Source organism: Hymenobacter jeollabukensis (assembly GCF_005771675.1).
Taxonomy (GTDB): domain Bacteria; phylum Bacteroidota; class Bacteroidia; order Cytophagales; family Hymenobacteraceae; genus Solirubrum; species Solirubrum jeollabukense.
Genome location: NZ_VAJM01000002.1, coordinates 163,825 through 190,617, shown reverse-complemented (window position 1 = coordinate 190,617; position 26,793 = coordinate 163,825). Strand labels below are relative to the sequence as shown.

The following is a 26,793-nucleotide window of genomic DNA, read 5'->3' as shown; positions in this document are numbered from 1 at the left end:
CCTTTTCTTCCCTGCATGTCTGCTCACAAGCACGCCCAAACTCACTACCCCGTCGTCGACCTGATCAAGCACCGCTGGAGCCCGCGGGCCTTCACCTCGCAGCCCCTCAATGACGACGACCTGCGCACCCTGTTCGAGGCCGCGGCCTGGGCGCCCAGCGCCATGAACGAGCAGCCCTGGCGCTTCATTTACGCCCACCGCGAGCAAACCGAGGCCTTCCAGAAGCTGTGGAACTGCCTGCTGCCCGGCAATCAGCCCTGGGCCCGGCACGCCGCCGTGCTGGTGGTGGTGCTGGCCCGCAAGACAATGGGCGCCAACGACGCCCCCAACCGTCACTACCTGCACGATACCGGCTTGGCCACCGCCAACCTGCTGCTGCAGGCCGCCAGCATGGGCATTCACGGCCACGTGATGGGCGGCTTCGACATGGCCAAGACCCAGCAGGCCCTGCACCTGCCCGCCGACCTGGAGCCGGCCACCTTCCTGGCCCTGGGCTACGTGGGCGAGGCCGAGCAGCTCGAAGAACCGTTCCGCTCGCGCGAGCTGGCGCCCCGCTCCCGCAAGCCGCTCAGCGAGTTTGTGTTCGAGAACGGGCTACCGACTGAGTAGCCGCAACGCACCCCTCCTTGTTGAAGGAGGGGACGCCAAGCCGCAGGCTTGGCTGGGGTGGTTCCGCCGTTGCTGATGCCAGGTAGTAACTTCTGCCGCCCGAACGACTTCTAGCGGATTCCAAGCCCCCGAACGGTGCGGACTCCTTGTTCAACGTCAGCAACGACCAGACCACCCCAGCCACCGCTAAAGCGGCGGCGTCCCCTCCTTCAACAAGGAGGGGAGTTTTTTCGCCCAACTACACCATTCACTTCCATGCACACCCAACGCTTCCCCGCGGCCGAGCGCGGCCTGAAAGACATCGGCTGGCTGCAGAGCAACTTCACGTTCAGCTTCAGCTCCTACCCCAACCCGGTGCGCGCCGGCTTCGGGCTGCTGCGCGTGTTCAACGACGACTACGTGCAGCCCGGCAACGGCTTCGGTATTCACCCGCACCAGAACATGGAAATCATTTCGGTGATGCTGGCGGGCAAGATGAATCACATCGACTCGCTGGGCTACAAGGAAGTGGTGGAGCAGGACTGGGTGCAGATCATGAGTGCCGGCGCGGGCCTGCGCCACGAGGAGCACAACGTGGGCGACGACGAGGTGAACTTCCTGCAGATCTGGATTGAGCCCAAGCTGCAGAACATCAACCCGCGCTACCAGCGCCGCGCCTTCCCGCGCGCGAAGCGCCACAACCAGCTCACCACCATCGTCTCGAACGAGGAAGGCCAAGCCCACTGCTGGATCAACCAGAACGCCCGCCTCAGCCTCGGCTACTTCGAGGCCGGCAACTCGGTGACGTACGCCCTGAACCCGACCAACAAGTGCGTGTTCGTGTTCGTGATGGAGGGCGAGGTGCGCATCGAGGGCGAGGTAGTGCCCCGGCGCGACGCGCTGGGCATCTGGGGCGCCAGCGAGTTTCGCGTCGAGTGCACCCAGGAAAGCCAGTTCCTGATCATCGAGGCCCCGATCAATCATTAGGTAAGGGCCCTTTCATAAACGCGCTGGCCTGATCCGGCAACTTTTCCGGCTACCGGCTAGTTTTGTGCTCGTTATGCTCGTCCAACAGCTCATCATCCTCGCGCTCTTCCTCGGCGCGGCTTTTTACATGGGCCGGCGCCTGTGGCAGAGCTTCTTCGCCAAATCGGAAGGCGGCTGCCCCAAGGGCTGCGGCGGGGCCTGCAGCGCCATCGACGTGGAGGCTCTGCAGCGCACCATCGAAAAAGCTCAGCATCAGGCTTAACGCCACGGCCGGTTAAACATTTTAATTCGTCCATATAACCCGCCCCGCCTGTGGCTGCGTATAGCCCGGGCGGGGCGGCGCGTTTTCGGGCCCGCCCGGCTTCCTTCTCTCAAATTCCCTACCCCAAAGCACCCCACGTTATGCAAGACAAAGAGCAAGAACGGTCGCTCGTCAACGTCGAGAAAAAACTGTGCGACGACGGCTTCGTCAAGGATTTTAAAGTAACCGACGGGCGCCTGCAAACCATCGACGACGAAAGCCAGAAGACCTACACGGCCGAAGAAGTGACCATCGTGGACTTCTACCGCTTCGAGGGCGAGTCGGACCCCGACGATATGTCCATTCTCTACGCCATCGAGGCCCACGACGGCACCCGCGGCACCATTTCCAACGGCTTCGGCACCTACGCCGACGCCGATACCGATGAGTTTCTGCGCCGGGTCGAGGACCTGGGCAAGAACCTCGACAAGGCGCACAAGTAGCCTCCCGCTCGCTCACCGACCCACTTTTTAGCCTAGCCGCGCCGCCACCGGATGCGCTTTCCCGCCAGGGAAGGCGCCGTGGGCGGCGCGGCTTGCGCGTTCATCACCTATTGCTTTCTAAGTTATGCCAACCCCATTACCACACCACCCTTTGCACAGCGCGGCCGACCTTGACCCGCTGCTGGCCCAAATCGGCGACGCCCGCGTGGTGTTGCTGGGCGAGGCCTCCCACGGCACCCACGAGTACTACACCTGGCGCGCGGCCATTACCCGGCGCCTGATCGAGGAGAAAGGCTTCAGCTTCGTGGCCGTGGAGGGCGACTGGCCCGACTGCTTCGAGGTGAATGTAGCCATCAAGCAGCCCCACGACGGCCAGGCGCCCGCGCAGCTGCTGCAGACCTTCAACCGCTGGCCCACCTGGATGTGGGGCAACTGGGAAACGGCCGCGCTGGTCGACTGGCTCTGGCGGCACAACTCCCCGCTGCCGCCCCAGCAGAAGGCCGGCTTCTACGGCCTCGACGTGTACTCGCTCTGGGAATCCTTGGAGCAGATCATGCAGTACGCCGGGCGCAAGGGCGAAGCCGCCGCGCTGGCCGCGCAGCGGGCCTACCAGTGCTTCGAGCCCTACAGCGCCGACCCGCAGGAGTACGCCGAGGCCGTGGCCTTCGTGAGCAAGGACTGCGAGGACGAAGTGCTGACCATGCTCCGCACCCTGCAGCGCCGCACGCCCGCCGTCAACCCCGACGGGCTGGCCGTGGAAATTGACTTCGCCGCCGAGCAGAACGCGCTGGTGGCCGTGAATGCCGAGCGCTACTACAAGGCCATGCTGCGCGGCGGCGGCTCGTCGTGGAACGTGCGCGACCATCACATGATGGAAACCCTCACCCGCCTGCTGGAGCTGCACGGCCCCGACAGCAAGGCCATCGTGTGGGAGCACAACACCCACGTGGGCGACGCGCGCTACACCGACATGGTGGCCGACGGCATGGTGAACGTGGGCCAGCTGGCCCGCCAGCAGTTCGGGCGCCACAATGTGTACATCGTGGGCTTCGGCTCCTACCAGGGCTCGGTCATTGCGGGCAAAAGCTGGGGCGCACCGCTGGAGCGTATGCCGGTGCCCGAGGCCCGGCCCAATTCCTGGGAGGCCCTGCTGCACACCGACATCGGCAAAGACGCGCTGCTGCTTTCCTCGGAGCTGCGCCCGCTGCCCGCCCTGCAGGACCACCTGAACCACCGCGCCATCGGAGTGGTGTACCGGCCCGAGCGGGAGAAGTACGGCAACTACGTGCCCACCGTGGTACCCGAGCGCTACGACGCCTTCCTCTACCTCGACCAAACCCGCGCCCTGCACCCCCTGCCCACCCCCGCCGACGAGCACGTGCCGCCGGACCTGTACCCCTGGGGCGTGTAGGCTCGCAGACCCATTCCATTCGCAGCCCGGCCTGGCTCAGGTCGGGCTTTTTGCTGCGCAATACCGGCCTCCGCAATGGTCGAGCTTAAGCTATACCCGGCTAAGTCAACTTTGCTATTCGCAGCAACCAATTATTCGTCAATGCGTTAACTACTCCCTCACTATTTTCAGCCAAGCCGCATGGATAAGAAGCATTCCGCCTCCGCCCACCAAGCCGAGGCCTACCCGACCGCCCGCATCTACACCCAGCCCGAGCTGCGCGAGCGACTGAAAGACGAAATCATGGCCGGTGACCGGGGCGGCGCCCCCGGCCAGTGGAGCGCCCGCAAAGCCCAGCTGCTGGCCCACGAATACCGGCAGTCCGGCGGGGGCTACACCTTCGCTAAGCGCAGCGCCGGCCAGCAGCACCTGCAGGACTGGACCAAACAGGACTGGCAAACCGCCGACGGCCACCCGGCCGAGCGTGAGGGCGGCACCACCCGCTACCTGCCCAAGCAGGCCTGGACCGACCTGACGCCCAACCAGCGTAAGGCTACCAACGAGAAGAAGCAAGCAGGCTCCCGCGCCGGGCAGCAGCACGTGCCTAACACCGCTGCCGCCCGCAAGGCCAGTCAAAAAGCCACCGACGAAGACGAATAAGCCCGGCTAGGCGCCCAGAATAGCTTCGGCCACTTCCCGGCCCGTGGCCATGGCGGCGTTCAGCGACGGATAGGCGGCCCAGTCGCCGCAGCGGTACAGGCCTTCGGCCAGCCGCCGCGGCGGCTGGGCCGCTTCGCGTGCCGGCCCGGCCTCGTACACCGGCAGCGCGTGCTCGATGTGGTAGGTACCGAGGCGCCGCCACTCGTTGGCGGCCGCCCCGAACCAGTTCGTCAGCTCCTGCCGCAGCCGCTGGGCCAGGGCGTCGTCGCCGAGGCCGTGGGCGCCGTGGGTACTCACCGATATCAGCGCCTGCCCGGCCGGGGCGTATTCGGGAGCCACGTCGCTGGGGAAGGCCACGTTATGGGCCAGGGCTCCGGGGGCGGCGCTGAGGCGCAGCAGCTTGTCGCCGCGCCCGGGCGAAGGGCCGTCGGCGGCGAAGTAGGTACAGGTGGTGCGGCGCGAGGCGGTGGGCTCATTGGCCGTCAGGGCGGGCAGCAACTGGTGGGCGGCGGGTCCGTCGGTGGCCAGCACCACGGCGCTACCCTGCAGCACGCGGCCGTCGGTGAGGCGCACCGTGTTGCCGTCGATGGCGGCCACGCGGGTGTGCAGTTGCACGGCGTCGGCGGGCAGGCGGGCGGCCAGCTGCCGCGGAATTTCCTGCATACCGCGGGCCGGCAGGGCGGCGTCGCCCTCCACGAACTGCTTGAACACGAACTCGAAGAAGTTGCTGGCCGTGGTCAGCTCCCGGTCAAGGTAAATGCCGCCGAAGAAGGGCCGAAAGAACGTCTCAATCATCTGCTCGCTCCAGCCGTAGCGCCGCAGGAAGCTGAGCGTGTCGGTGGCGGGGCGGGCCAGCAGCTCTTCCGCGCTGTGCTGCTTCACGTGCTGGGCCAGGCTCACCAGCCGCAGCTTGTCGGCCCACGAGCCAATGGGCGCGGTAGCGGCCGACAGGCTCCGGAGCGGCTGCCGCAGCGGGTTGCGCAAGGTCGTTTGCCGCCCATCGGGCAGGCGGATGACGGCGCCGGAGGTGAACAGCTGCAGCTGCAGGGCGCCGTAGTCGATGAGGCGCTGCACCTCGGGGTACTTGGTGAGCAGGATCTGGAAGCCGTGGTCGAGGCGGAAGCCGTCGGGCGTGAGGTCGGTGCGCACGCGGCCGCCCACGGCGTCGGCGGCTTCGAGCAGCAGCACCGGGCGGCCGGCGCGGTGCAGGTAGCAGGCGCAGGTGAGCCCGGCCATGCCGGCGCCGATGATGAGGACGGGAGCTTGCGGAGGAGAGTCGACGGCGTTCATATCCTGCCCAAACTGCAAAACCGCCGCGAAGGTTGGGGGGGCGGCCCCGACAAGCCTATGCGACCCAGGCGCGTGGCTAGGCCGCACCTGGATGGCCGGGTATTTACCCGGGCGTCAGGGGACCTTTTTGGTATTTTGGTCCAGCACGGCTTGGCAGTATTTCCGCAGCATCTCCGCGTCGCGCGGTCCGCTGCTGATCATAGGGTTGAGTTCGGCCCGCTCCTGGACACGGTCGACCCACAGAATGAAGCCCCCTAGGGCATAATGACCTTTGATGGTGGCCGGCTTCCAATCAGGCAAGGCCAGCACCGCATCTTTTACCACCGACTGCAACGGGCCGCTGGCGGATAATACCACGGCGACCTTGCCCAACGAATCGATACCGCACACCACGGGCGTGCGGTCGGGCAGCTGCGCGTACCAGGCCTGGCTACTGAACGATAGAATTTTCTTCATCAACTGCCCGCCGTAAGCCTGGTGTTCCAGCGTGTGCCGGGGCAGCTCGGCCTGATCAATAAATTCGCGGCGCCGTTGCTGCTGCTCCCGCTCGGCACACGTGGGCCCGAGCCGGAACCGCTCGGCCGGCACGTTGGGGGCCTCCACCTCCAGCACTACCTCGGGGCTCGACAGCGTGGTGCTGCCGTACCGGGGTTTGGTGGCCAGCTGCCCGCTACGAAACCGGCCCTGTACGAAGTTCTCCGTGGTGAAGACTTTGCCGTTGCGCGTCTCGATGCTCTCCCAGCGCCCGTTGGGCCGCCCGTCGGCAATCGGCCCCCGGAAGCGGAAAGCAGACTTATGCACCACCCAGGTTTTGTCGCCGGACGTCATGGCGTTGGGTAGGGAGTAGCCCTCCCAGTAGCCGCTGCCCTCGGTAGCGCGCTGCGCGCCCGTCGAGTCCCAGTACGCGACGATACGGAAGCCGCCTTCGGACGGAAAACGTAGCACTTGCCAGGGCTGGCCGGTATCATACCAGTACTGCCAGTCGCCGGTGGGAATGCCCCGTGCTACCGGGCCCCGAAAGGCTGGCTTGCCGTTGCGGTGAAACTGCTCCACCAGCCCCTCGGCCTTGCCATCGACGTAGCGCACGCGCAGCGCCAGCACGTTTTCATCTATCCAGTAGTCGCGCACCTCGCCGGTAAAATTACCGTCGGCCGTGAGGCGCGTGAGCCGGCGGATGCTGGCGCAGGCCGGTGGGGTAAGGGTATAGGTGGCATCGTAGAATAACCGAATGCTGTCGTTGCGGACAACTTGGTAGCAGTTTTTAATGTCTGGCTTATCGCCCGCAGCGGAGGCGGGTACTGCACCCGCCCCCGCTGCGGGCGTTTGCGCAACGGCCAGTCCGCACGTAGTGACAAGGATACTGGCAAAAAAATACTTCATCATGATAATCAAATATTTACAAGAAAAGCAAGCACCTACCACAGGCTCCGCCGCTTCATCACCTTGCGCGTCTTCTGGGTATAGAACTCGGCCACGCCCTTGCGCGTCATGGGCACCGTCCAGCGGCCGATGAGCTGGCCGGCTTGGTAGCCGGTCAGGGCCTTGCCGGGGTAGGTGGCGGCCAGCAGCCTGGCGTCGGCGGGCTGCACGTCGGGGCCCACCTGGCCGTGGCAGCGCAGGCAGGTGGCGTCGGTGGGCAGCAGCACCAGCGGCTCCTGCACCAAGAACTGGTCCTGGCCGGAGCGGGTGGTCTGCACCGAGTCGTCCTCGGTGATGAAGCGCGCGGGCGTAATCAGCTCCCGCTTGGGCTGGGCTTCCAGCTCGCGGGCCAGCTTCACAACGGCGGGCAGCTTTTCGGGCTGGCAGTAGGGGTGCGCGGCGGCCACGCCCCCGGCGGCCAGCCGCTCGTTCAGCTGGGCGCGCCAGCCGCGGTCGGCGGTATGGATGAGGGAGTCGGCGGCCCAGCGCGCCCCGTGCAGCAGCTGGGCGGGCTTGATGAGCTTGGGCTGGAAGTTTTCGGCTTCGCGGGCCAGCTCCTTGGTGTTGTCGAGGTGCTCGACGTCTTCGGGGCGGCAGGCGGCCAGCAGCAGCGGCAGGGCCAGCAACGATAGGCTTCGGCGCATATAGGTTTGGGGCAATGCACGCGGAACCTCCCATGGCCCCGGCGGGTTTTGTACCTTTGCAAAAGTACCGCCCAATTCCGGACCCCAACGACCGATGCTTGACAAATTAGAGGCTATCAACCAGCGCTTCAACGACGTGGGCCAGCAACTGCTGGACCCGGACGTGATGAGCGACATGAAGCGCTACAAGGCCCTGAACAAAGAATACAAAGACCTCAACAAAATTGTGGTCGAGTACAAGGCTTACCAGAGCGTCCTCTCCAACATCGACGGGGCGCGCGAAGTCATTGCCACTGAGAAGGACGAGGACTTCCGCCAGATGGCCAAGGACGAGCTGGAAACGCTGCTGCCCGAGCAGGAGCGCCTGGAAAGCATCATCAAAGACCTGCTGATTCCCAAGGACCCGAACGACTCCAAGGACATCATCCTGGAAATCCGGGCCGGGGCCGGCGGCGACGAAGCCGCCTTGTTTGCCGGCGACCTGCAGCGCATGTACATGCGCTTCGCCGAAAAGCAGGGCTGGAAGATGGAGCTGGTCGACGCCATGGAAGGCACCGCCGGCGGCTACAAGGAAATCATCCTGGCCATGCGCGGCGAAGACGTGTACGGCAAGATGAAGTTCGAATCGGGCGTGCACCGCGTGCAGCGCGTGCCGGCCACCGAAACCCAGGGCCGCATTCACACCTCCGTGGCCTCGGTGGTGGTGATGCCCGAGGCCGAGGAATTCGACATCGAGCTGGATATGAACGACATCCGCAAGGACCTGTTCATGTCGTCGGGACCCGGTGGGCAGTCCGTTAACACGACTTACTCGGCCGTGCGCCTGACGCACATTCCGACTGGCATCGTGGCCCAGTGCCAGGACCAGAAGTCCCAGCTCAAGAACTTCGACAAGGCCCTGCAGGTGCTTCGTTCGCGCATTTTCGAAATCGAGCTGGCCAAGAAGAACGAGGCCGAAGGGGCAGCCCGCAAGAGCATGATTGGCGGCGGCGACCGGTCGGACAAAATCCGCACCTACAACTACCCGCAGGGCCGCGTGACCGACCACCGAATCGGCTACACGGTGTACAACCTGAGCGCGGTGATGGACGGCGGCATCGAGGACTTCATCGAGCAGCTGCGCATCGCCGAAAACGCCGAGCGCCTGAAGGAAGGCACCACGGCGTAAGCTGCGGTTAACAGAATCCAGCACGTCATTCCGGGCGAAGCCGAGGAGTCACGGCAAATAGTAACCGTCATGCTGAGCTTGCCGAAGCATCTCTACCGCGCCGCTTGGTCGTCCGGTAGAAATGCTTCGGCAAGCTCAGCATGACGTTCTTTTTTGGGGCGTTGCCGATGCATAAGCGCCCTCCTTTCTCAACCCACCATGCCTCCCACTATGCCCGACGGCACGCTGCTGCTCATCGACGACGAAGCCGCCCTGCGCCAGGGCATGGGCCGCTTTCTGGAGCTGGAAGGCTACCGCGTGCTGCCCGCTGGCAGCGCCGCCGAAGGCCTGGAGCTGCTCGGCCAGCACGCCGCCGAGGTGCTGGTGGTGCTCTGCGACGTGAAACTGCCCGACGCCAACGGCGTGCAGCTGCTGCCGCGCCTGAAGCAGCGCGCCCCGCTGGCCGAAGTGGTGCTGCTCACGGCCTACGGCCGCATCCCCGACGGGGTGCAGGCCATGAAGGACGGCGCCTTCGACTACCTCACCAAGGGCGACGCCGACGAGCAGCTGGTGGCCGTGGTAGCCCGCGCCGCCGACAAAGCCCGCCTGCAGCGCCGCGTGGCCGAGCTGGAGCGGCAGGTCGGGGCGCAGCACTCCTTCGCGTCGATGATCGGCCACTCGCCGGCGCTGGAGCGGGCCAAGGCCCTGGCCCAGCGCGTAGCCGCGACGGAATCGACCGTGCTGCTGGAGGGGCCGACGGGCGCGGGCAAGGAGCTGTTTGCCCAGGCCATTCACCAGGCCTCACCGCGCAAGGGCAAGCCCTTCGTGGCGGTAAACTGCTCGGCCTTCCCCAAGGACTTGCTGGAATCGGAGCTGTTCGGCTACCGCAAGGGGGCCTTCACCGGGGCGCTGGGCGACAAGAAGGGCCTGCTGGAAGAAGCCTCGGGCGGCACCTTGTTCCTGGACGAAATCGGGGAGTTGGAGCTGTCGGTGCAGGCCAAGTTTCTGCGGGTGCTGGAGACGCAGACCTTCACCAAGCTCGGCGACACCAAGCCCACCAAAGTCGACGTGCGCCTGGTGGCGGCCACCAACCGCAACCTCAAGCAGGAAGCCGCCAACGGGCAGTTTCGCCCCGACCTCTATTATCGCCTGGCCGTCTTTACCATCCCCGTGCCCCCGCTCAAAGAGCGGCCGGAGGACGTGCAGCCCCTGGCCGAACACTTCCTGCAGCTGTTTGCCGCCAAGCTGCGCAAGCGCCTGCAGGGCTTCGACGCGGAGTGTCTGCGCCGGCTGCAGCGCTACGATTGGCCCGGCAACGTGCGCGAGCTGAAGAACGTGCTGGAGCGCGCCGCCATCCTCACCGACGACGCGGTGCTCACCACCGACGACCTGCCCTTCGAGCTGCAGAGCCCCGCTCCTACCGACGACGCCAATGACCAGAGCCTGCGCACCGTGGAAAAGCGCCAGATTCTGCGGTTGCTGCAGCAGACTCAGGGCAACAAAACCGAAGCGGCCCGGCAGCTGGGCATCGGGGTGAAGACGCTGTACCGCAAGCTGCAGGAGTACGGCCTGCCCGGCGGCGGGTCAGTATGACCTCGGGGCCGGGCCATTTTGACCGGGTTGCGCCGCTGCCTGCAGCCAGCCGTCCCGCGTTTGATAAATTATTCACGTTGACTATCAGCTGGTAACGAACCTACTCATCGGTAAGCGCGGGCCTTGGATTAGCATTGGCAACTGGCCGGGCGGCGCGCCGCAGCGGTTGCTTCGGCCGGGCCTGCATTATGAGTATCAAAGCCAAAATCACCGTCGGACTGCTGGCCATGCTGGCGCTGCTCATCGGACTGGGCGCTTATGCCTACCAGAGCGTGCAGCGCCAGGAGCTGCGCGCCCGCTCCATCCTGCAGGCCAACTTTTACTCCGTGGCGCTGGGCCAACAGATGCTGCAGGCTCTGGACGAGCTGCCCGCCTCCGGCAGCCTGCCCCAGCTGCGCTGGGCCCTCACGCGCGAAGCCGGCAACGTAACCGAGCCCGGCGAACAGCAGCTGGTGGACCGGCTGGTGCAGGCCCTGGCCCGCTACGAAGCCGCGCCCCCCGCGGCCCAACCGGCGGCCGTGGCCGAGCTGCGCCGGCTCACGCATGGCATGGTGGGGCTGAACATGCGGGCCCTGACCCGCAAAAACGCCCAGACCAACGCCGCCGCTACCCAGGCCCGGTACCTGCTGCTGGCCTGGCTGAGCGTGGGCACGCTGGTGGCCCTGGGCCTGGTGCTGAGCGTGCCCGAAGCTGCGGTGAGCGGCCTGCGCAAGCTCTCAGCCAGCATCAGCCACGCCGCCGGCGGCGACTTCGCGGCCAGCATCCCGGTGGAAAGCCGCGACGAGTTTGGCCGGGTGGCGGCGGCCTTCAACGCCCTGCTGACCCACCTCAACGAGCTACGCTCGGCCAACCTGGCCGAGCTGCTGACCGAGCGCAACCGCGTACTGAGCATCGTGCAGACCCTGGACGAAGCCCTGCTGCTGCTCGACGCCGACCGCCGCGTCATCGTGGCCAACCCGGTGGCCTGCACCCTGCTGGGTTTGCCCGAAAAGCAGCTGCTCGGTCAGCCGGCCGCCGAGCTGGCCGGGCGCAGCCCGCTGCTGGCCGAGCTGCTGCGCTACATCCAGCTGCCCCCGGCCCAGCGCCCTGCCGATGCGGTGCTGCCCGTCACGCTGTCCAACCAGCCCGAGGCCTACTACCGCCTCAGCGCCCACGAGGCCGTGCTCTACAACGCCGCCACCGACCGCATGGAGTTTGTGGGCTCCATCCTGGCTTTGCACAACGTGTCGGATTTCAAGCGCCAGGACCAGCTCAAGACCGACTTCCTGGCCACCGCTACCCACGAGCTGAAAACGCCGCTGTCGAGCATCAACTTCCAGCTCAAGCTGCTGCAGAACAAGCGGGTGGGCCCACTGAATGAGGAGCAGCAGCGCATCGTGGCGACGCTGCGGGGCGAAAACGACCGGCTGCGCAAGCTGGCCACCACCCTGCTCGACGTGTCGCGGCTGGAGGCCGGGGCGGCCGTGCCCCTGCAGCTGCAGCCGGTGCCGGTGGCCGAGCTGGTGGCCGCTGCCGCCGAACCCGTGCGCCTGCAGCTCGCCCCCAAAGGCCTGCAGCTCGACGTGCAGCTGCCGCCCGCCCTGCCCCCGGTGCGCGCCGACCTGGAAAAAACCGCCTGGGTGCTGCTGAACCTGCTCAGCAACGCCATCCGCTACTCGCCCGCCGGCGGGGCCATCCGGGTGCGCGCCGAAGTGGCCGCCGACGGGCAGCGCGTGCGGGTACTGGTGCAGGACGACGGCCCCGGCATTGCGCCGCCCGAGCAGCAGCGCATCTTCGAGCGCTACGTGCAGCTGCCCGCGCCCGACGGGCAGCCCGCCCGCGGCGGCACCGGCCTGGGCCTGAGCATTTCGCGGGCCTTCATCGAGACGCAGGGCGGCGAGCTGGGCGTGGAAAGCACGCCCGGCGCCGGCAGCACTTTCTACTTCACCCTGCCCGTGGCTGCCCCGCCGGCCTGATTGCCCCCGGCGGCCACCCGGCCCCGCCCTTCCCGGCCGGCCCTGACTGCTCAGCAGCTCAGCGGCCCCTTCCCCTTTCCTGGCTTCTTTTTTTCGACGTTTTCCCGTCTGACATGGCTGCTATTGCCCTTTCCGAACCCAACATTCACCGCCAGCGCGTGACGGTGGCCGGCCTGCTCGTCACGCTCGGCATCATCTTCGGCGACATCGGCACCTCGCCGCTGTACGTGTTCAAATCCATCCTCGGGCCCAGGCCGGTGAGCGAGCTGCTGATCTACGGCGGCATCTCGGCCGTCTTCTGGACGCTCACCCTGCAAACCACCATCAAGTACATCTGGCTCACGCTGCAGGCCGACAACCACGGCGAGGGCGGTATCTTCTCGCTGTATTCGCTGGTACGGCAGCGCGGCAAGTGGCTGCTGTGGCCGGCCATCATCGGGGCCGGCACCCTGCTGGCCGACGGCATCATCACCCCGCCGATTTCGGTGTCTTCGGCCATCGAAGGGCTGCAGATCATCTACCCCGCCCTGCGGGAGTCGACCATCGTGGGCATCGTGCTGGTCATTCTGACGCTGCTGTTCACGTTTCAGCAGTTCGGCACGCAGGTGGTCGGCCGCTCGTTCGGGCCGATTATGCTGCTGTGGTTCAGCGTCATCGGGGCGCTGGGCGCGTGGCAGGTGGCGCAGCACACGGGCATTCTGCGGGCGCTGAGTCCGCACTACGCGCTGGCGCTGCTGACGGAGTACCCGCAGGGCTTCTGGCTGCTGGGGGCGGTGTTTTTGTGCACCACCGGGGCCGAGGCGCTGTACTCCGACCTGGGCCACTGCGGGCGCCGCAACATCCGGGCGGCCTGGGTGTACGTGAAGGCGGCGCTGGTGCTCAACTACCTGGGCCAGGGCGCCTGGGCGCTGGGCCACCTGGGCCAGCCGCTGGCCGAGGGGCAGAACCCCTTCTTCCTGATTGCGCCGCAGTGGGCCATTCTGCCGCTGATTCTGCTGGCCACGGCCGCCACCATCATTGCCTCACAGGCGCTGATTACAGGCTCCTACACCCTGATTTCGGAGGCGGTGAGCCTGAACTTCTGGCCCAAGGTGCGCATCCTCTTCCCCACCGACCAGCGCGGGCAGATTTACGTGCCGAGCATCAACTGGCTCTTGTGGCTGGGCTGCGTGGCCGTGCAGCTGTGGTTTCAGAAGTCCTCGAACATGGAGGGCGCCTACGGTTTCAGCATCACGGTGGCCATGCTCATGACCAGCCTGCTGCTCTCGCAGTACCTGCGCGGGGTGCGGCACTGGGCCTTGGTGGCGGTGCTGGGCCTGATGGCGGTGTTTCTGACGGTGGAGCTGTCGTTTCTGGTGGCCAACATCACCAAGCTCTTCAACCGCCTCGGCATCCTGGTCTTCGAGTGGCTGCTGATTCTGGGCATGTGGGTGGGCTACAAGGGCCGGCAGATCAAGAACCGCTACCTCGACATGACCGCCTGGGCCGACCACCTGGCCCTGCTGCAGGAGCTGAGCCAGGACGCGACGGTGAGCAAGTACGCCTCCAACCTGGTGTACCTCACGCGCAGCAAAAACGCCCGGCAGATCGAGTCGCGCATCCTCTACTCCATCCTGCGCAAAAAGCCCAAGCGCGCCGACCGGTACTGGTTTCTCAACATCGCGTTGCTGAATGAGCCCTTCGGTATGCAGTACACCGTGGAGACGCTGGTGCCCGACGTGGCCTACAAAATCAACTTCCGCCTGGGCTTCCGGGTGCAGCCGCGCATCAACCTGCTCTTCCGCCGGGTGCTCGACGACATGGCCGCCCGCCACGAAATCGACATCACCTCGCGCTACGCCTCGCTGCAGCGCCACCGCCTGCCCGGCGACTTCCGCTTCGTGGTGCTCGACAAGGTGCTCAGCTACGACAACCAGCTCTCGTTCCGCGAGCAGCTCATTCTACGCGGCTACTTCCTCTTCAACCAGCTGGCTATCAGCGACCAGAAAGCCTACGGCCTCGATACCAGCGACGTGGCCGTGGAGCACGTGCCGCTCACCATTCAGCCCCTGCGCCCGCTCGATCTGCAGCGGCTCGCGCCCGACGAGCTGTCGGACCCGGTGCCGGCCGGGGCCGTGGCCGCCGAGCAGCTGACGCAGCCCATCTAGCCGCCGCGCCAGCTTCCCCACTCTGTTTCCCCATCCTTTCCACGCGCCGGCCGGTGCTCATCTGGCCTAGTCGGCGCCCTCATGTCCTGATGCGTCCCTTTTTTAACTCTCGCCACGCGCTGCTACTCGGTCTGCTGGCTTCGCCCCTGCTGATGGTGCCCGCCCAGGCCCAGACCGCCGAAAACCGCCCCGCCCCGGCCGATACCGCGGCCCCGGCCAAAGTGCCCTTCGCCAACATGGACCTGACCTGGGTGAATGGGCAGAACCGGCAGCGCGAGTTTCCCTTGCAGCTCAAGGACGCCAGCGGCGAAACCGTGCTGACCGGCGTGGCCCTGCTCGACGGTTACTTCAACTACAACTTCGCCCGGCCGCTCGACCACACCCAGACCATTTCGGCCGTGACGGGGCGCAGCGGGGAGTTTTCCCTGGCCCTGGCCAGCATCGGCATCGAGTCGAACTACCGCAACATCATCGGGCGGCTGTGGCTGCAGACGGGCTCCATGCTGCACCTGGTGCAGGAAACCGACGGCTCGGTGCAGCGCGGGCGCAACACGGGCACCGGCAACCTCAAGTTTATCCGCGAAGCCGCCGCCGGCTACCATTTCCGCCAGAACTACGGGCTGAACCTGGAGCTGGGCATTTTCATGTCCTACATCGGCCTGGAAAGCTACGTGATGCAGGAAAACTGGAGCTACCAGCGCAGCCTGGTCTGCGACTTCACGCCGTTCTACTTCCAGGGTGCCCGGGCGCAGTGGTTTCCCACGCGCAACTTCCGCACCGAGCTGTGGCTGATGAACGGCTGGCAGACCTACAACTCGTTTAACCGCCAGCCCGGCGTGGGCTCGTCCAACTACTTCCGCCCTTCCGAAAACCTGCAGCTGGTAGCCAATTTTTACTACGGCAAGGACGCCCGCCCCGCCGCCGACTCCGCCGCCCAGGGCCCGGCCGCCTACCCCGGCCGCGGGCGGTTTCACCACGACAACTCGGTGGTGTACCGCTACTACCACAAGCCGAAAAATCAGCTGCGCGGCATCACCCAGGCCGCCTTCAGCCTCAACAACCACTACGGCTTCGAAAATGGCGGGGGCGGATTGCCGCGGCGCGAGGCCTACATGCTGGGCTCTTCGCTGGCCAACCGCCTCTGGTTCGCCAAAAACAAGCTGGCCCTGACCACCCGCGTGGGCTTCGTCAAGAACCCTTCGCGCTACCTGAGCTTCTCGCCCTCGGCCGTGGGTTTCACCGACCTCTCCAACCGCCTCACGGCCAAAGAGGCCACCGTCACCTTCGACGTGATGCCTTCGGATTTCGTCACCTTCCGGCTGGAGTACCTGCACCGCCACGCCAACGTGCCCTACTTCGCCGGCCCCGGCGGCACCACCTCGCCCTCGGGCTACGCCGACCAGCCCCTGCCCGCCGCGTGGCAGCCCGACCTGCGCCAGACCGAGAACCGCGCCATCGTGTCGGTGAACTTCCGGCTTTGAGCGCGACGCCGGGACCGAGCAGCCTAAACCAAACCGGGTTACTGGTTGGTGTTCAGTGCCAAGGCGGTGGTTTTCTTAGTTTCTTTGCAGCCCGCGCCCGGGTTGTTGGTCCGACCACCGCCAACCCGCCACTGACAACCGCCCCGATGGACTGCACCCGCCCGATTACGCTCGAAAACAGCCGCGCCCGCCTGCGGCCGCTCGAAGCCTCCGACTTCGAGGCGCTGAAACAGATTGCCTTCGACGCCGACATCTGGCGCTACACCCTCGCCCCCGCCCCGCAGGACGCGGTGGGCCTGGCGGCCTACCTCAGCCAAGCCCTGAAAGACCGCGCCGAGGGCCGCCGCTACCCCTTCGCCATTATCGACCTGGACACCGGCCGGCTGGCGGGCAGCACCAGCTACGGCAGCTTCGCCCTGCCCGACCGGCGCCTGGAAATCGGCTGGACTTGGCTGGGCCGAGAATTTCAGCGCACCGGCCTGAACCGGGCGGCCAAGCACTTGCTGCTGCAATACGCCTTCGGGGAGCTGGGCTGCGAGCGGGTGGAGCTGAAAACCGACGCCCGCAACCACCAGTCGCAGGAGGCTATGCGGCGCATGGGGGCGGTACAGGAGGGTACGCTGCGCAGCCACTGCCTCACCCAGGGCGGCCAGCGCCGCGACACGGTGTACTTCAGCATTCTGCGGCCCGAGTGGGAGCAGCTGCGCCGCTCGGTCTTCAGCCAGTTCGACGCCCGTGGCTAAGGCTCCGCAACGCCACCGTGCCCGCTGGCGCCACGAAGTAGCGTCCTTTGGCTACGCCATTCAGGGCATCCGCGAGGCCCTGCTCTCGGAGCCGCACCTGCGCTTTCACGCCCTAGCCACGGCCGTGGTGGTAGCCCTGGGCGCTTGGCTGCACGTCTCCCGTCACGACTGGGCCCTGCTGGCCCTGGCCGTGGGGGCCGTCTGGGCGGCCGAGCTGATGAATACGGCCATCGAAACCATCATCGACCTCGTCTCCCCCGACTTTCACCCCCTGGCCGGGCGCGCCAAGGACGTGGCCGCCGGCGCGGTGCTGCTCATGGCCCTGGCCGCCGGGGTAGTGGGCCTGCTGGTCTTCGGCCCGCCGCTGTGGGACAAGGCAGTAGCCCTAAATGGTCACCCGTAACTACCAGTTGCCACCTTTTGAATCAAACGACGAAGCCGCCCTTGATGGAGCGGCTTCGTCGTTCAGCCAGTACCGTGCAACGTGGGCTGAAGCCCGCGGCGGCCACGGACCACCTACTGGTTTCGCCCGGAAAGACGCGGGCTGAATCCCGCGCTACATTGCCCTACATGGCCTCCCCGCGCAGCTTACGCACCCGCTTGCGGGCCTCGGCGGCGTAGATGCTACCCGAATATTTGGTCAGCAGCTGGGTGTACAGCTCTTGGGCTTTGGCTTTGTCCTGGCGGTTCTGCTCCTCGATTTCGGCCGTCAGGAACAGCGCGTCGTCGGAGAGGATGTCGTACTTGGGGTTCGAAGTGATGCGCGCCAGGGTTTCCACGGCGCCGGCGTAGTCGCCGGAGCGGCGCTGCAGCTGGCCTTTCAGGAACCAGGCTTCGTCGGTAAGGGCGTGACCGGGGTACTTGGTCAGCAGCTGGTCGAGGCTTTTGATGGCCTGCGGCACTTTGTTCTGAAACACCAGCAGCTCGGTGGCGGCGTAGTCTTTCAGGGCCACGCCGGCGGTGTCCATGGCCGTGTTGTCGCCGATGAGCAGGCTGAGCTGCATGGCGTCGTTGGCAATTTCGCGGCTGGTGGCCTGCTTCAGAATGTCGAGGTGCGACTGGGCCAGCTTGAAGTCCCCGGCGTAGTAGCTCAGGCGGGCGTTGCGCAGCTTGGCCTCGTAGCCCAGCGGCGAGTCCTTGCGCGACTTTTCCACCTGCGAGTAGAGCAGCGTAGCTTCCCAGGGCTCGGCGCGCAACAGGTAAATGTCGCCCAGGGCAATCTTGGCCTCATCGACGAGCTGGGCATCAGCCCGCGGCAGGTCGATAACCTCCTGCAGCAGCTGCATGCCCTTGTCCTTCTCGTCGAGCTGGAAGGCGTAGAGCAGGGCTAGGTTACGCAGCACCCCGGCCGTCTGAGCGGTGCGGCCCGACTCGGTCAGCAACTGCTGGTAGTCGCCGATCAGGGCGCGCAACTTGGCCTGGTCCACCGGGAAGGTGTTGCGCACCTGCTCCTCCCGGGCGGCAATGAACTGCTGGCGGGCAGTCTGGTAGTATTGCCCGCCGCGGTACTGCTGGGCCACGTACTGGTAGCCTTCGATGGCGGTTTCGTAATCCTTGTTGTACTGGGCAATGGCGGCCAGGTCCATCACCCGGCTGCCTTCGCTGCGCTGGCGCCGGTCGAGGGCGCGGGCCTGCACCATGGCGCCGGCAAAGTCGCGGCGCTGCAGGTACAGCCACAGCAGCAGCTCGCTCCAGGTGGCCTGCTCGGGCTGCTGCTGGGTGCGGGTGATGAGCAGCTTTTCCAGGGTGTCGAAGTCGGCATCGGTTTTCAGCGCGTTCTGCAGCATGTTGCGCACGAACGACAGCTGCTCCGGGTCAGGATTCTGCTCGGCCATGCGCAGCGTTTCCTTCAGCACACCCTCCTTCTGCCCATTGGCGGTGTAGAGCTGCACCAGCTGGGCGCTATACTCCGCTTCGTTCTTAGCCAGCGCCCGGCCGCGCAGGTAGCTGCGCTCGGCCCAGCGCGGCAGCTGCCGCTGCTGAAACTCCTGGGCCACGGGCTGCACCTGTTCGGGCGTGAGGCCGGCCACCACCTTCTCGTACTGCTTGCGGGCCGCGGTGGTGTCGCCGGCGGCGGTGTACACTGCCCCCAGGGCCACGCCCAGCGCGGGCTCGTTGGGGTTGCGCTTCACGGCCTTGCGGGCCAGCTTCTCGGCGTCCTTGTACTTCTTCAGCTCCAGCAGGGCGCGCAGATAGTCGGGCAGCACGTTGGGCGCCAGCTGCACGTCGGTAGGCAGATTGTCGTAAACCGCCTCGGCCTTCAGCCACTCGCCTTTGCGGCCGTATTCGCGCGCCACGTTTACCAAGCCCCCGCCGTCCTGGGCCAGGGCCGGGCCGGCGGCCAAGAGTAGCCCCAGCAGGCTGATTCGGCTTTTCTTCAGGGCGGACGACAAAAGGCTCATGGCAGTCAGAAACGAGAGTAGACACCGGCGGCTTCGGCAGCGCCGGCGGGGGCAGAACACCGACCGGCCGCGTTTCATTCACGCGGCGCGGCCGGCACCGCCCAAAGACCGTACCGGCGGCCGGGCGTTGCGCCCGGGCCGTCGGCCGTACCCGGTGAAGATACGGGCCGATGCCCGCCGACCGACGTTCGGGCGGCTGACTTTCGTCGGAGTCCCAACAAAAAACGGTTCCTACCGGATGGCAGGAACCGTTTTCAGGATGGAAGCGGTGTGGGCTTAGAAGAAGCGTACCCGCTCGTCTTTCACTTCGGCTTGCTTGCGCACGGCTTCGTAGATGGAGCCGCTCGAACGGTTGCCGCGCTGGCCCTGCATTTGCGCCCGCACGTTTTTGAAGTCCTGCGAGGGAGCGGTGGGCTCGGTCTTGTTCACCAGCTGCATCACCAGCACGCCCTGTTCGCCCTGAATCGGGGCCGACACCTGGTTGGGTTTCAGACCAAATACGGTGCCCACGGCGGCCGGCTCGCTGCCCACGCCCGGAATGACACCCTGGCCCAGCGTCAGGTCGTTGGCGTCTTTCACCTGCGCGGTGGGTCCGTAAGCGGCGGCCATGGCCTCCAGCGTGTTGCCCTTCAGCTTGGCCATGATCTGCTTGGCCTTTTCCTCGTTGCGCACGTAGGTCGATACCTCCGGCTTCACGGCCGTCACATCGGCGGTGCCTTCTTTGCGCGTGCCGGTGAGCACGGCCACCATGTACTGGTCGTTCACGGTAAATACGTCCGATACGGCGCCTACTTCGGTATCCTTGTTGAAGGCCCAGCGCACGGCTTCGCGGGCGTTGGGCAGGCTGCCGAGGTTGGCCGAGGACTTATCCACGCCCTTAGCTTCCTGCTTCTGCAGGGTCTTATCGGCGGCCACGGCCTTGCGGAACGACTCCAGGTCGGTGGACTTGGCCTTCAGGTCCTGGGCGCGCTGGTAGGCGGCTTCGTTGGTCGCGTCCGACGGCGTGATGTTCTTCGTGACGGTGGCGACCTGATAGGTCTGGTTGGTCTTTGCCGCCGTCACCTTGATGATGTGGTAGCCGAAGGAGGTCTTGGTCAGGGTGGGCAGCAGGCCGGCCGAGGAAGCGCCGAATACGGCCTTCTCGAACTCGGGCACCATGCGGCCGCTGCTGAACCAGCCCAGGTCGCCGCCCTGCGGGGCGGTGCCGTCGGTGCCGTACTGGCGGGCCATAGCGGCGAAGTCAGCGCCACCTTTGATCTGGTTCAGGATGCCTTGGGCCTTGGCTTTGGCGGCGGCATCTGCCTCGGGCGTGGTGCCGTCGGGCTTGATGAGGATGTGGCTGGCGCGGGCAGCCTGAGCGGCGCCGGCTTTGGCCCCCGTCACTTTGTAGATCGAGAAGGTGCCGTTTTCGGCGTAGGGGCCGTACACTTGGCCCACCTGCAGCGGAGCCTGCTGGCGCAGTTTCTCGGGCAGATCAGCCGGCGAGAGGAAGCGGCCGTTGTAGGGCTGGTCGGAGTTCAGGCGCACGAACAGCGAGTCGTTCGGGGCCGAGCGGAACTGCGTGGTCAACTGGTCTACCGTCTGACGCACGGCGGCCGAGTCCTCCTTCGAGGGCGTCACGGGCACTACCACGTACTCCAGGTCGCGGCCGTCCTGCACCTTGTAGCGCGACTGGTGGCGCGTGATGTACTCCTGCAGCTGCGAATCCGACACTTTCACGGCCGAATCGGAGATGCTGAAGTAGGGCACGAACAGGTAGCGCACGTTGGCTTTGGCCTGCTGAGCCGCGTCGAAGCGCTGGGCCTCGGCCGTGGTCACGTACTCGGTGTTTTTCAGCAGGGCGTAGTACTTGCTGCCCATGCGGTCCTGCGGCAGGTTCTGCTCGAAGGTGTACCACGCAACTTGCTGCTGCGGAGGCATCTTGTCGAGGTTGCGCAGGTACTCAATCACCTTGGCGCGGTCGAACTGCCCGGTCTGCGGGTCGGTGAAGGCCTGCTTGATGGTGGGGTGGATGTTCTTGCCCTGCACCATGTCGGTCAGCTCCTCGTCGGTCACCTTCAGGCCCAGCTTGTCGAACTGCGGCTGGAAAGCGCGCTTGAACACAATCTGGTTCCAGGCCTGGTCGCGGATGCCTTGCAGTTCCTGCTCGGAGGGCTGGCGGCCGTTTTGCGCCACGTAGCCCTGCTTGGCCTGCTCCACTGCGGCGTTGAACTCTTCAATGCTGATGTCGTCGCCGTTGACTTCGCCAACGGTGGTATCCTGACGACTGAACAGACGGTTTTTTCCGCCGATCAGGTCGCCGCCCACGATGAAAAGCAACATCCCGACGGCTACGGTGCCAACGGCCCAGCCTGATTTTTCGCGGATGGTGTTGATTAAAGCCATTTAGTTGAAAGTAAGCAGCAAAGAAAACGCAGTAAGACGCGCAAAATAACCCTTTTTAAGCCAACGCACAAAAGCATCAGCCGTTAGCGGCGCTTCTTCGCCTTGCTACCGGACTTGCGTGGGCGCTCGGGCTTGGCCGGTTCTGCCGCCGCATCGGGTTTCTCGGGCAGCCGGAGGTAGCGGTACAGCAGCAGGCAGATGCTGGCCAGCATGAACAGCTCGTAGTTGCGCAGCACGCTGTTTTGCAGAATGCTCTGGTAAATGCCGATAACCACCAGCACCACCGCCACCGAGAATAGCACGGTGCGGGCCAGGTCGCGGTCGAATGCCGGAAACTTCATGAGGAAATGAAAAAAAGAACCGCCCGCCAGTCCGTCACCCAAGGGGAGCAGGTCTGGCGGGCGGCAGTCAAGGCTTAGTTGGTCGGCGCTTCGTTGACGGAGAAGACGCCCACGGGCTTGCGGATTTTGTAGCGCGAGAAATCCTCGTTGGCTTCCATGCCGAAGCCCGTCAGCACCTCCGTCGGCGTTTCGATGCGCACGGCCGTGGTCGTGTCGTTGTAGATGCGCGCCCGCGGCTTGTCGTAGAACAGCTCTTCGGTTTCCAGCTTTTGCTGCTTTTCCTGGTTGTGCACGCGCACGTGGCCGCGCACCACGTATTTGTTGTCGGCGCGGGTAAACTTGCCGTAGTCGCCGCGCAGGGTATTCACCAGCGAGCCGTCCTTGGCGTAGAAGTTCATATCCACGCCCTTCGGATACACCAAGTCCCCGTTTTCGAAGGTCTGCTCCAGCTTGGCCGTCAGCCGCACCTGCAGGCGGGCCGAGTCGCTGAACAGGGTCAGCACGTTGGTCGTTTCCAGCGTGGGGCCGGTGTACTGCACCTTCTTCTTGGGCGCGCTCGACTTGTCTTGGCAGCCGCCAAGCAGCGCTGCACCCAACAGAAGCAGCGCTGCGCCCGCTGCCGTGCCTCGCGTGCCGGTCCGGGTGTTCACAGCGGTACTACTCAATGCGGCGCTTCAGGAACCAGCGGTTGTTCAACGACACGCCGACCTGCGCCCGCAGGTAATCTTCCTTGATGTTGGACTGCTTGTTGTCGCCGCTGCCGATGACTGAGGTGTTGCCGCGTTGTCCGTAGGTAAACGAGAGATTCAGCGTAGTCGCATCCAGCGGGCTGGACGTCGGGAAGGGGAAGCTAAAGCCCCAGCTAACGGCCCGGTCGTAGAGCGTCTCGCCGCCGGGGCGGTAGGGCACCTGCGCCATGCTCACCCCCACGCGGTACGACACGCGCTGGAAGTAATTGGTGACCGAAGTCGGGTCGGGCGTCAGCTCGCCGCCCAGGCCCGCGCGCCAAGTGTCTGATAAAGGCAGACTATTGGCCACGCCAAAGTCGCGGAACTTCGACCACTGGTGTTGCGCCACGTCAGCACTCAGGCTCCAGTTTTTGTTGTTGTCGAGGCTGATGCCGGCCTGCCAGCCACCGGGCAGCACCGTAGAGCCCGACGCGGTGCCCAGCTGCACCGGCGCAGCCAGGTACGACGCACCGTTGACGTCCTGCTCATCCTGGTTCTGCGTGCGCGTACCGCTCAGCTTGGTCTGAAAGGCGTATACCCCTGCCAGGTTGATGGCCAGCTTTTTGCTCGCGTCGTACCGGTAGTGCAGGCCCGTACGGAAGGAGAAGTCGTTGTACTGCACGTGGTCGGTAACGGCCACTTTCTTTAGTGCTTCGGTCGCCGGCACGTTGTCCGGTGCCACCAGTACCGACGTAGCCCGGTCAATGGAACCAAACACGTACGAAGAGGTCAACCCGACGGTCAGGCCCTTGGCCACGCGCACGCCCTGCGACAGGGCCACCTCGGTGAGGCCGCCCGAGCCGGTGTACTCCGTCAGCACCTGGGCCGAGTTGCTGCCGCTGGTCAGCGTCCTTACCTGCTGCGACTTGTAGTCGACGGTGGTAACCGGGCGCAGCGCTACGGCCGTGGCCCAGCGCCGCGAAATCGGCACGCTGAAGGCCAGGTAGCCGAGGTTGCCGCTGCCGGTGCGCTGCGAGGCCGTAGCGCTGCGCAGATGCTTCATCTGCCCGGTAAAGGCCACCTCATAGGTGGTGCGGTTGCTGTAGTACACCAGCGCCGGGTTCAGGTCGTTGACCTGCACCGCATTGGGTGCGGCCAGCCCGACGCCGCCCATGCCTTGCTGGCGAATTCCGCCGGTGTTGGGGTTGTATTCGCCCAGGCCCAGGCGGGAGTAGGGCGAGTTGCCCAGTCCTTGCCCGTACGCAGCGGAAGAGGCTGCCAGCAGGCTTAGTAAGCCCAGAGCGGTCAGGTTATTAGCCGACATTAAGCACCAAAATTCGGTGAAGCCCGAGCAAAATCAGCTCGGAAACTACAAAGATGCGGCCTTTGAGCCGCGATTCAAAAAACGCCGCGTCGCCGCCGGTCAGCACCACCGCCAGCGCCGGGTATTCAGCCCGGTAGCTGGCAATCATGCCGTTGACTTCGAGCGCAGCTCCGTTCAGCCCGCCGCTAAGCATGGCCGTCCGGGTATCGTTGCCGCACAGGGCCAGTTGCCAGGCTTCCGCCGCGGTGGGCAGCGGCAGCTCCGGCAGGCGCCCCGTGAAGGCGTGCATGGCCTGCAGCCGCATCCGCAGCCCCGGCGCAATGCTGCCACCCCGGTAGGTAGCGTCGGCCGTCACCAGGTCGCACTTGATGCAGGTACCCGCATCAATGACGAGCACCGGCCGGCCGGGCAGCAGGTACGCCGCGCCCACGGCACCGGCCAGACGGTCGGCTCCGAGGGTTTGCGGGGTGGCGTAGGCGTTGGTCAGCGGCACCGGCGTCGTGCCGGGCTTGAACACCAGCACCTGCTCCAGCTCCTCCCCCGCCAGCGCGGCGGCCCACTCTTCGGCCGGCACGGCCACCGAGGCCAGCAGCACGTGCGTGGCCCTGGTGCGCCGCAGCACCGCCCGCAGTTCCTCCACCGACGCCACGCTGCCGGCTTCGGCCAAAGCCGCGCCGTCGAAACAGCCGTACTTGGCTGCCGTGTTGCCGATGTCGAGAACCAGGGAAATCATGGGCGGGGAAGAAACGACGGCCCGGCCCCGAAACCGGGGTCGGACCGCCATTGGTATAGAGCCCGGGCGCGGGCGCGGGGGTTGCGTGCCTACATGAAATATTTCAGACGGATAACCTCCTGCTCGCTGAGGTAGCGCCAGTTGCCGCGGGGCAGGTCTTTCTTGGTCAGACCGGCGTACTGCACGCGGTCCAGCGTCTTCACCTCGTAGCCCAGGTGCTCGAAGATACGGCGCACGATGCGGTTGCGGCCGATGTGGATTTCCACGCCCACGAACTTGGGGTTGCCCGCTACCACGGCCACGTCGTCGACCTCGGCCTTGCCATCCTCCAACTCCAGGCCGGCGGCAATCTGGGCGAGGTGCTCTTCTTCCAGCGGCTTGTCCAGCTCCACCTGGTACACCTTCTTGTTGCGGTGCGAGGGGTGGCTGAGCTTCTGCGCCACTTCCCCGTCGTTGGTGAAGAGCAGCAGGCCGGTGGTGTTGCGGTCGAGGCGGCCCACCGGGAAGATGCGCTCCTTGGAGGCGTTGGCCACCAGGTCCATCACGGTCTTGCGGCCTTCGGGGTCCTCGGTGGTCGTCAGGAAGTCCTTGGGCTTGTTCAGCAGCACGTACACCAGCTTCTCGCGCTTGAGGTTGGTCTTGCCGTAGTGCACCGTGTCGGAGGGCTTCACTTTGTAGCCCAGCTCCGTCACCACTTCGCCGTTCACGCGGATTTCGCCCGACTCAATCAGCGAATCGGCCTCGCGGCGCGAGCAGATGCCCGCATTGGCGATGTAGCGGTTCAGGCGGATCGAGCCGTCGGTTTCCGGCTCCTGGCGGCGGCGCTTGTTGCCGCGGGTTTTGTCCTCCTCGTAGTACTGCAGGTTCTTGTACGAAGGCGCCTCGCTCTGCTCCTGGCTCTGCCCGAAGCGCGTATCGCGCGAGCCTTTCTGCAGGCCCGGCTTACTGGCGAAGGTGTCGCGCCCCGGCTTGCGGCCGAAGGACGGCCGCTCGTCGCGCCCAAACCGGTCGGCCCGCTCGCCGCGGTTGTCGCGGGTGGGCCGCTCGTTGCGCTCCGTTCGCTCGAAGCGGTTGGGGCGCTGCTCATACGGGCGGACTTCGCGCTGCTCTTCACCCGTACGCTCGGGACGCGGTCCGTCGCCGTCGAAACGGCGCTTCTTGGTTTCATCGGCGAAAGCGCCACGCTGCCCGCGAACCGGGCGGGTGTCGGCGCTTTCCGGCCGGTTGAAGCTGCGGGCGGGCCGCTCGTCACCCTCAGGGCGGCGGAAACCGCCACGCTCCGGCCGCTCGTCGCCGCTGTTAAACGGGCGGGCGGGCCGCTCACCGCGCTCAAAGCGGTTTTCGCCAAACTTGCCGCCTTTCGGGGCGCCAAAACCGCCGGGGCGGCTGCCGCCGAAGCCGCCGCGCTCGTCCCGGTCGCCGCCAAAGCTGCGGCGCGGGCGCTCCTGGTCATTGCCGAAGCTACGACGCGGACGTTCCTCATCATTACCGAAACTGCGGCGCGGACGCTCCTGGTCGTTGCCCTCGAAACGGCGGCCGTAGCTGGGCCGCTCGCCGCGGTCGTTCCGGTCCCGGTCGCCGCCAAAGCTGCGGCGCGGAGCCTCGCCTTCCGGGCGCTCATCCTTGCGGAAATCGGGCTTATTCAGGCGGCCGCGCATGAAGTCGGCCGCGTCGTCTTTCTCTGCCGGCTTGTCGTAGGCGCGGCGCGGGCGCTCGAAGCGCTGCTCCTCGCCGCCGAAGCGGTTGCCCGGGCGCCGGTCGTCGCCGCCGGGCCGGCCCCCAAAGCTCGGGCGGTTGCCGCCAAAGCCAGGCTTGCTGCCACCCGCCGGGCGCCCGAAGGCCGGGCGCGAGGGAAAGTCGTTGCCTCCTTCGCGGCGGTAGCCGCTGGCAGGCCGACGGTCGTCGCTGCCGGAGCGGTTCCGGTCGTTGCCGCCGAAGGAGTTGAAAGGTTTACCGCCGCGTTGCGGGGCGGAGTCGGGGCGGCCCGGACGACGGCTGCCGGGGCCGGAAGAATGCTGCTTACCCATGAGGGAGTGATTCAGACGCACGGCATCGCTGCCGGGCAGTGGTTGTTGTTCTTACTGGTACGACGGACAACGCCGCCGGAATGTTTTTGGTGCGCCCGCAGGGCGGCCAAAACAGCGCCCGGACT

23 protein-coding genes are annotated in these 26,793 nt (G+C 66.0%); 13 read left to right on the top strand and 10 right to left on the bottom strand.

From position 1 onward, the window contains the following. Window positions 1-15: 15 nt before the first annotated feature. The 6 genes from FDY95_RS04865 (at window position 16) to FDY95_RS04840 (ending at window position 4,369) form a co-directional block, all read left to right on the top strand. Window positions 16-609, top strand: coding sequence for a nitroreductase family protein (locus FDY95_RS04865; protein ID WP_138075607.1), 594 nt, complete (start codon window positions 16-18; stop codon window positions 607-609). A 255-nt stretch (window positions 610-864) separates the two neighbouring features. Further along, window positions 865-1,575 (top strand): pirin family protein, encoded by a 711-nt coding sequence (locus tag FDY95_RS04860; protein WP_138075606.1) that lies wholly within the window; start codon window positions 865-867, stop codon window positions 1,573-1,575. Between the two features lie 73 nt (window positions 1,576-1,648). Beyond that, a complete protein-coding gene (locus FDY95_RS04855) occupies window positions 1,649-1,837 on the top strand; it encodes a FeoB-associated Cys-rich membrane protein (RefSeq protein WP_138075605.1) in 189 nt (62 codons plus the stop codon). A gap of 140 nt (window positions 1,838-1,977) precedes the next feature. Next, window positions 1,978-2,319 (top strand): hypothetical protein, encoded by a 342-nt coding sequence (locus FDY95_RS04850; protein ID WP_138075604.1) that lies wholly within the window; start codon window positions 1,978-1,980, stop codon window positions 2,317-2,319. A 124-nt stretch (window positions 2,320-2,443) separates the two neighbouring features. Further along, on the top strand, window positions 2,444-3,730 hold the full coding sequence (locus FDY95_RS04845) for an erythromycin esterase family protein (protein ID WP_138075603.1): 1,287 nt from the start codon (window positions 2,444-2,446) through the stop codon (window positions 3,728-3,730). 180 nt (window positions 3,731-3,910) lie between these two features. After that, complete coding sequence (locus FDY95_RS04840; RefSeq protein WP_138075602.1) at window positions 3,911-4,369, top strand: hypothetical protein; 459 nt, start codon at window positions 3,911-3,913, stop codon at window positions 4,367-4,369. Window positions 4,370-4,375: 6 nt separating this feature from the next. On the opposite strand, the gene FDY95_RS04835 is transcribed toward FDY95_RS04840, so the two are convergent. The 3 genes from FDY95_RS04835 to FDY95_RS04825 form a co-directional block, all read right to left on the bottom strand. After that, complete coding sequence (locus FDY95_RS04835) at window positions 4,376-5,659, bottom strand: protoporphyrinogen/coproporphyrinogen oxidase (protein ID WP_138075601.1); 1,284 nt, start codon at window positions 5,657-5,659, stop codon at window positions 4,376-4,378. A 114-nt stretch (window positions 5,660-5,773) separates the two neighbouring features. Next, window positions 5,774-7,042 carry a toxin-antitoxin system YwqK family antitoxin gene (locus FDY95_RS04830; protein WP_138075600.1) on the bottom strand — a complete coding sequence of 423 codons (1,269 nt, stop codon included), beginning with the start codon at window positions 7,040-7,042 and terminating at the stop codon, window positions 5,774-5,776. 32 nt (window positions 7,043-7,074) lie between these two features. After that, on the bottom strand, window positions 7,075-7,722 hold the full coding sequence (locus FDY95_RS04825) for a c-type heme family protein (RefSeq protein WP_171025535.1): 648 nt from the start codon (window positions 7,720-7,722) through the stop codon (window positions 7,075-7,077). Between the two features lie 94 nt (window positions 7,723-7,816). Between FDY95_RS04825 and prfA the strand changes: the two genes are divergently transcribed. From prfA to FDY95_RS04790, 7 genes are all read left to right on the top strand, one after another. Then, window positions 7,817-8,890 carry a peptide chain release factor 1 gene (gene prfA / locus FDY95_RS04820; RefSeq protein ID WP_138075598.1) on the top strand — a complete coding sequence of 358 codons (1,074 nt, stop codon included), beginning with the start codon at window positions 7,817-7,819 and terminating at the stop codon, window positions 8,888-8,890. A 198-nt stretch (window positions 8,891-9,088) separates the two neighbouring features. Continuing rightward, the gene (locus tag FDY95_RS04815) at window positions 9,089-10,462 is read left to right on the top strand and encodes a sigma-54-dependent transcriptional regulator (protein ID WP_246073931.1); all 1,374 of its coding nucleotides are present in this window, start codon (window positions 9,089-9,091) and stop codon (window positions 10,460-10,462) included. A gap of 188 nt (window positions 10,463-10,650) precedes the next feature. Beyond that, the gene (locus FDY95_RS04810) at window positions 10,651-12,417 is read left to right on the top strand and encodes a sensor histidine kinase (protein WP_138075597.1); all 1,767 of its coding nucleotides are present in this window, start codon (window positions 10,651-10,653) and stop codon (window positions 12,415-12,417) included. Between the two features lie 113 nt (window positions 12,418-12,530). Beyond that, entirely contained in the window at window positions 12,531-14,564 is a 2,034-nt protein-coding gene (locus FDY95_RS04805) for a KUP/HAK/KT family potassium transporter (RefSeq protein WP_138075596.1), read from the top strand. Between the two features lie 89 nt (window positions 14,565-14,653). Beyond that, a complete protein-coding gene (locus FDY95_RS04800) occupies window positions 14,654-16,045 on the top strand; it encodes an outer membrane beta-barrel protein (protein WP_138075595.1) in 1,392 nt (463 codons plus the stop codon). Between the two features lie 146 nt (window positions 16,046-16,191). Next, window positions 16,192-16,788: a GNAT family N-acetyltransferase gene (locus tag FDY95_RS04795; RefSeq protein ID WP_138075594.1), complete on the top strand. Its 597-nt coding sequence runs from the start codon at window positions 16,192-16,194 to the stop codon at window positions 16,786-16,788. Then, the gene (locus FDY95_RS04790; protein WP_138075593.1) at window positions 16,781-17,191 is read left to right on the top strand and encodes a diacylglycerol kinase family protein; all 411 of its coding nucleotides are present in this window, start codon (window positions 16,781-16,783) and stop codon (window positions 17,189-17,191) included. Before FDY95_RS04795 ends, FDY95_RS04790 begins: the two co-directional genes overlap by 8 nt. 163 nt (window positions 17,192-17,354) lie before the next feature. Here the strand turns inward: FDY95_RS04790 and FDY95_RS04785 are convergent, their stop codons facing one another. The 7 genes from FDY95_RS04785 to FDY95_RS04755 form a co-directional block, all read right to left on the bottom strand. Further along, entirely contained in the window at window positions 17,355-19,190 is a 1,836-nt protein-coding gene (locus tag FDY95_RS04785) for a tetratricopeptide repeat protein (protein ID WP_138075592.1), read from the bottom strand. A 276-nt stretch (window positions 19,191-19,466) separates the two neighbouring features. Further along, entirely contained in the window at window positions 19,467-21,575 is a 2,109-nt protein-coding gene (locus FDY95_RS04780) for a peptidylprolyl isomerase (protein WP_138075591.1), read from the bottom strand. An 83-nt stretch (window positions 21,576-21,658) separates the two neighbouring features. Then, window positions 21,659-21,916: a hypothetical protein gene (locus FDY95_RS04775; RefSeq protein WP_138075590.1), complete on the bottom strand. Its 258-nt coding sequence runs from the start codon at window positions 21,914-21,916 to the stop codon at window positions 21,659-21,661. A 74-nt stretch (window positions 21,917-21,990) separates the two neighbouring features. Further along, window positions 21,991-22,566, bottom strand: a complete 576-nt coding sequence (lptC, locus tag FDY95_RS04770; protein WP_262710163.1) for an LPS export ABC transporter periplasmic protein LptC — start codon at window positions 22,564-22,566, stop codon at window positions 21,991-21,993. Between the two features lie 7 nt (window positions 22,567-22,573). Continuing rightward, window positions 22,574-23,908 carry a porin family protein gene (locus FDY95_RS04765; RefSeq protein ID WP_138075589.1) on the bottom strand — a complete coding sequence of 445 codons (1,335 nt, stop codon included), beginning with the start codon at window positions 23,906-23,908 and terminating at the stop codon, window positions 22,574-22,576. Then, window positions 23,898-24,641, bottom strand: a complete 744-nt coding sequence (locus tag FDY95_RS04760; RefSeq protein WP_171025534.1) for a type III pantothenate kinase — start codon at window positions 24,639-24,641, stop codon at window positions 23,898-23,900. The genes FDY95_RS04765 and FDY95_RS04760 overlap by 11 nt, the downstream gene beginning before the upstream one ends. 89 nt (window positions 24,642-24,730) lie before the next feature. After that, a complete protein-coding gene (locus FDY95_RS04755; RefSeq protein WP_246073929.1) occupies window positions 24,731-26,668 on the bottom strand; it encodes a pseudouridine synthase in 1,938 nt (645 codons plus the stop codon). Window positions 26,669-26,793 lie beyond the last annotated feature (125 nt).

Excerpts from the sequence above, each read along its gene's own strand:
- FDY95_RS04865 (WP_138075607.1), top strand. The coding sequence starts at position 16 with ATGTCTGCTCACAAGCACGCCCAAACTCACTACCCCGTCGTCGACCTG.
- FDY95_RS04860 (WP_138075606.1), top strand. The coding sequence starts at position 865 with ATGCACACCCAACGCTTCCCCGCGGCCGAGCGCGGCCTGAAAGACATC.
- FDY95_RS04855 (WP_138075605.1), top strand. The coding sequence starts at position 1,649 with ATGCTCGTCCAACAGCTCATCATCCTCGCGCTCTTCCTCGGCGCGGCT.
- FDY95_RS04850 (WP_138075604.1), top strand. The coding sequence starts at position 1,978 with ATGCAAGACAAAGAGCAAGAACGGTCGCTCGTCAACGTCGAGAAAAAA.
- FDY95_RS04845 (WP_138075603.1), top strand. The coding sequence starts at position 2,444 with ATGCCAACCCCATTACCACACCACCCTTTGCACAGCGCGGCCGACCTT.
- FDY95_RS04840 (WP_138075602.1), top strand. The coding sequence starts at position 3,911 with ATGGATAAGAAGCATTCCGCCTCCGCCCACCAAGCCGAGGCCTACCCG.
- FDY95_RS04835 (WP_138075601.1), bottom strand. The coding sequence starts at position 5,659 with ATGAACGCCGTCGACTCTCCTCCGCAAGCTCCCGTCCTCATCATCGGC.
- FDY95_RS04830 (WP_138075600.1), bottom strand. The coding sequence starts at position 7,042 with ATGATGAAGTATTTTTTTGCCAGTATCCTTGTCACTACGTGCGGACTG.
- FDY95_RS04825 (WP_171025535.1), bottom strand. The coding sequence starts at position 7,722 with ATGCGCCGAAGCCTATCGTTGCTGGCCCTGCCGCTGCTGCTGGCCGCC.
- prfA (WP_138075598.1), top strand. The coding sequence starts at position 7,817 with ATGCTTGACAAATTAGAGGCTATCAACCAGCGCTTCAACGACGTGGGC.
- FDY95_RS04815 (WP_246073931.1), top strand. The coding sequence starts at position 9,089 with ATGCCTCCCACTATGCCCGACGGCACGCTGCTGCTCATCGACGACGAA.
- FDY95_RS04810 (WP_138075597.1), top strand. The coding sequence starts at position 10,651 with ATGAGTATCAAAGCCAAAATCACCGTCGGACTGCTGGCCATGCTGGCG.
- FDY95_RS04805 (WP_138075596.1), top strand. The coding sequence starts at position 12,531 with ATGGCTGCTATTGCCCTTTCCGAACCCAACATTCACCGCCAGCGCGTG.
- FDY95_RS04800 (WP_138075595.1), top strand. The coding sequence starts at position 14,654 with ATGCGTCCCTTTTTTAACTCTCGCCACGCGCTGCTACTCGGTCTGCTG.
- FDY95_RS04795 (WP_138075594.1), top strand. The coding sequence starts at position 16,192 with ATGGACTGCACCCGCCCGATTACGCTCGAAAACAGCCGCGCCCGCCTG.
- FDY95_RS04785 (WP_138075592.1), bottom strand. The coding sequence starts at position 19,190 with ATGAGCCTTTTGTCGTCCGCCCTGAAGAAAAGCCGAATCAGCCTGCTG.
- FDY95_RS04780 (WP_138075591.1), bottom strand. The coding sequence starts at position 21,575 with ATGGCTTTAATCAACACCATCCGCGAAAAATCAGGCTGGGCCGTTGGC.
- FDY95_RS04775 (WP_138075590.1), bottom strand. The coding sequence starts at position 21,916 with ATGAAGTTTCCGGCATTCGACCGCGACCTGGCCCGCACCGTGCTATTC.
- FDY95_RS04765 (WP_138075589.1), bottom strand. The coding sequence starts at position 23,908 with ATGTCGGCTAATAACCTGACCGCTCTGGGCTTACTAAGCCTGCTGGCA.
- FDY95_RS04760 (WP_171025534.1), bottom strand. The coding sequence starts at position 24,641 with ATGATTTCCCTGGTTCTCGACATCGGCAACACGGCAGCCAAGTACGGC.
- FDY95_RS04755 (WP_246073929.1), bottom strand. The coding sequence starts at position 26,668 with ATGGGTAAGCAGCATTCTTCCGGCCCCGGCAGCCGTCGTCCGGGCCGC.